Source organism: Paludisphaera rhizosphaerae, from assembly GCF_011065895.1.
Taxonomy (GTDB): Bacteria; Planctomycetota; Planctomycetia; order Isosphaerales; family Isosphaeraceae; genus Paludisphaera; species Paludisphaera rhizosphaerae.
Window position 1 is genome coordinate 2,501 of the sequence record NZ_JAALCR010000067.1, and the last position, 3,461, is coordinate 5,961.

The 3,461-nt window shown below is 61.9% G+C and carries 2 rRNA genes; both read left to right on the forward strand.

The window, feature by feature from the left end:
* The first annotated feature begins 350 nt into the window (after positions 1 to 350).
* Positions 351 to 3,149 (forward strand): 23S ribosomal RNA (locus G5C50_RS31875).
* Between the two features lie 201 nt (positions 3,150 to 3,350).
* Positions 3,351 to 3,458, forward strand: a 5S ribosomal RNA gene (rrf, locus tag G5C50_RS31880).
* Positions 3,459 to 3,461 lie beyond the last annotated feature (3 nt).

Genomic DNA, 3,461 nt, shown 5'->3' on the forward strand with positions numbered 1-3,461 from the left:
TTCGGGACGACGACGCCGAGACGAACGGGATGGGATTCGACACGAGCCTTTTCCCAGAGGGTTCGATCCGGTCGCCTCGGCGGTCGGTGAGGATTCATGAAGGGGAGGGGCGAGTGGCATACTCCACACACAGTTTCACGCCGCCGCGACGCGAGTCGCTGCGGTGAATTGAGATAGTTACACGAGAGCCTTTGGATCAGAGAGAGCGGGGACGGCCTTCTTCCGCGTCGCGAGACGCCGGAGGGGAAACCGACCCGCAACGCTTGGCGAGGAATCGCGAGGCGGGAATTCGGGCGAGACCGTCGAGTTCGGCCCATGTCCTTCCCAGGACGTGGGGGCCCGATCGGCGTGGTCAAGCCCCCAAGGGCGCGGGGGGGATGCCTAGGCGTCGTCAGAATTCGGGCGTGGAAGGCTGCGATAAGCCCGGGGGAGCTGCATCACGAGCTTCGATCCCGGGATTCCCGAGGTAACCCAGGGAACTGAAACATCTCAGTACCTGGAGGAAAGGAAATCAACCGAGACTCCCTTAGTAGCGGCGAGCGAACGGGGAAGAGCCCAAACCGGACGGGTCACCGTCCGGGGTCGCGGGCCCGGAGCCATGAAGAGATCAGGCGAACCGAAGTCGTCTGGAAAGTCGCGCCAGAGCGGGTGAAAGCCCCGTAGGTGCAGTTTGGTCTCTTCTATCCGGTCGCCCAAGTAGGGTCGGGCACGGGAAACCCGGCCTGAATTCGCGGGGACCATCCCGCAAGGCTAAGTACTCGACGACGACCGATAGCGAACCCAGTAGGGCGACCGAACGGTGGGAAGAACCCCGACGAGGGGAGGACACTGAACCTGAAACCCCGCGCCTACAAGCGGTGGGAGGGCGTTGGCGCAAGCCGGCCTGACCGCGTGCCTTTTGCATAATGATCCGGCGAGTTATCGCGTCCGGCCAGGTTAACCCCTTCAGGGGGGGAGCCGCAGGGAAACCGAGTCTGAACAGGGCGATTCAGTCGGGCGTGATAGACGCGAAACCAGGTGAACTACCCATGGGCAGGTTGAAGCGACCCTAACCGGTCGTGGAGGACCGAACCCACCAGTGTTGAAAAACTGGGGGACGACCCGTGGGGAGGAGTGAAAGTCTAATCAAACCTGGAGATAGCTCGTTCTCTCCGAAATGGCTTTAGGGCCAGCCTCGGGACGTAGTTCATGGGGGTAGAGCGACGGAATCCGGCTGGGGGCCTCCCCGGCTACCCACCGGAACCCAACTCCGAATACCATGAACCGGACCCCGGGAGTCAGAGCGTGGGGGATAAGCTTCACGCTCAAGAGGGGAACAACCCAGACCGCCGACCAAGGCCCCCAAGACGACGCTGAGTGGCAAAGGAAGTGGGATCGCCGTGACAGCCGGGATGTTGGCTTAGAAGCAGCCACCATTTCAAAAGTGCGTAACAGCTTACCGGTCGAGCCATCCCGCGCCGAAAATGACGGGGACTAAGCGTCGCGCCGCAGTCGCGGATTCGCAAGAATGGTAGGAGAGCGTCGACGTCAGCGTCGAAGCGGCACGGGTAACGAGCCGTGGAGCGACGTCGAGTGCGCATGCCGGAACGAGTAACGATAAGACGGGTGGGAAGCCCGTCCGCCGAAAGCACAAGGTTTCCTGGGGAAGGTCAATCCGCCCAGGGTCAGTCGGGTCCTAAGACGAGGCCCAAGGGCGTAGTCGATGGGCAGGCGGTTAATATTCCGCCACCCGACGGGGAGGTTGAACAGGGGAGGACGCCGGAGGATTTTTGGGTCGGGGTGTTAGACGCCCCCGTGCCGCAAGGCCGACAGCATTCGATCTGGAAGCCCAAAAGAATCCGGCCGCGAAAAGCCCCCCTGGGACGAACCGTCGGCCCGTACCGCAATCCGACACAGGTGTGCTAGGTGAGCATCCGAAGGCGTTCGGGAGAACTCTCGTGAAGGAACTCGGCAAAATGGCCCCGTACCCTCGGTATAAGGGGCGCTCCCCGCAAGGGGAGCCGCAGTGAATCGGCTCTAGCGACTGTTTATCAAAAACACAGGACTCTGCCAATTCGCAAGAAGACGTATAGAGTCTGACGCCTGCTCGGTGTCGGTAGGTTGAGGAAGCCAGTCAGCGCAAGCGAAGCCGGCGACCGAAGCCCCGATAAACGGCGGCCGTAACTATGACGGTCCTAAGGTAGCGAAATTCCTTGTCGGGTAAGTTCCGACCTGCATGAATGGCGTAACGACTGGAGCGCTGTCTCCACGAGAGACCCGGTGAAACTGTAGTCGTGGTGAAGATGCCACGTACCCGCGGTTAGACGGAAAGACCCCGTGAACCTTTACTGCAGGTTGGCACTGGTCCAATGCTTATTCTGTGTAGCATAGGTGGGAGGCTTCGACTCGGCGGCGCCAGCCGTCGACGAGCCGCAATGTGAAATACCACCCTGAATGATCGTTGGCCCTCACCGACGCGAAGCCCGCGTCGGGACCGTGCTCATCGGGCAGTTTGACTGGGGCGGTCTCCTCCCAAAGAGTAACGGAGGAGCGCCATGGTGCCCTCGGCCCGGTCGGCAATCGGGCAACGCGAGCGCAAACGTATAAGGGCGCCTGACTGCGAGACCCATGGGTCGAGCAGGGACGAAAGTCGGCGTTAGTGATCCGGCGGTGCTGGATGGAAAGGCCGTCGCTCAACAGATAAAAGGTACTCCGGGGATAACAGGCTGATCTCCCCCGAGCGTCCCTAGCGGCGGGGAGGTTTGGCACCTCGATGTCGGCTCATCGCATCCTGGGGCTGGAGAAGGTCCCAAGGGTTTGGCTGTTCGCCAATGAAAGCGGTACGCGAGCTGGGTTCAGACCGTCGTGAGACAGGTCGGTCCCTATCTGCCGTGGGCGTAGGAGACTTGAGAGGCTTCTCCCCTAGTACGAGAGGATTGGGGAGGACCGACCTCTGGTGTGCCGGCTGTCCTGCTAAGGGCATCGCCGGGTAGCCAGGTCGGGACGGGATAAGCGCTGAAAGCATCTAAGCGCGAAGCCTTCCTCGAGATGAGGTCTCCAGCGGAATTTTCCGCATAGGCTCCTGGAAGACGACCAGGTCGATAGGCCGGAAGTGCAAGGCGGGCGACCGCCTCAGCCGACCGGTCCTAACAGCCGAGCGGCTTGACCACCCCGATCCGTCCCCTACGGGACCGATCGCGGACGGCCCGAGTCCTCCGCTTCCAACGATCCTCGTTTCACACAAGCATTCTCCCGATCCGACGGCTCGTCGTGATCGGAATGAGTGGAGTACGCACCCGAATCCACCGTGTATCGACCACGCCCACCCGGAAACGCGGGGAGCGGAGTTGAACGTCTCCGCCCCTCGATTTCCCGGCGACCATACCCGCGGGGCCACACCCGTTCCCATCCCGAACACGGCCGTTAAGCCCGCAGGGCCCATGATAGTGCTTCAGCGCGAAAGTCGGTCATCGCCGGGATCC